Origin of the sequence: Stenotrophomonas maltophilia group sp. RNC7 (assembly GCF_030910085.1) — a bacterium.
Lineage (GTDB): Bacteria > Pseudomonadota > Gammaproteobacteria > Xanthomonadales > Xanthomonadaceae > Stenotrophomonas > Stenotrophomonas sepilia.
Window position 1 is genome coordinate 1 of record NZ_JAVFVN010000597.1, and the last position, 506, is coordinate 506.

Consider the following 506-nt stretch of genomic DNA (forward strand, 5'->3'; position numbering starts at 1 on the left):
AAAAGTTTTGGCAAGAAAAAGTATTTTGGAAGCAATCCGGTGATATTACAGGCCATGGAAGCTTATGCGCTCGTATTAACGGGGAACATTATGTGATCGGAAAGGAAAACCCTAATAACATATTCGCTGGTTATGGTGGCAGGAAGTACTTTATTCAATTTATTAATGGTCCTCATAAAGGAAAAAAGGTAGTAACTCAAAATCTATGGCATCAAGGAGCTATTATGGATTCTTTTATAGAATCACTTCCGGATAATGCTGTATTTTTAAATGCTGAATAATCAAAGTGAGGAGATATACTAATGAATAACGAAATGGTGATTTTAACAAAAGAGAATTTTAATGAAATTTTTAACAGAGTTGTACAAGGTACTATAGCTTCAAGATACAATAGTCTTTGCTTTAGTGTTTCTGATATAACAAGAGAGTTACAAGCTAAAAATGAAATGGAAGATTTAATGGAAGCAGTATACCAAGCAGGATATGATCCTTATGCATTATGTAAA

2 protein-coding genes are annotated in these 506 nt (G+C 32.6%); both read left to right on the plus strand.

The genetic code is table 11. From position 1 onward, the window contains the following. Window positions 1-281, plus strand: a 281-nt coding sequence (locus tag RCF13_RS11640) for a hypothetical protein (protein WP_308141191.1), incomplete at its 5' end; no start/stop codon positions are given. Between the two features lie 21 nt (window positions 282-302). Next, a partial coding sequence (locus RCF13_RS11645; protein ID WP_308141192.1) for a hypothetical protein occupies window positions 303-506 on the plus strand: 204 nt, incomplete at its 3' end.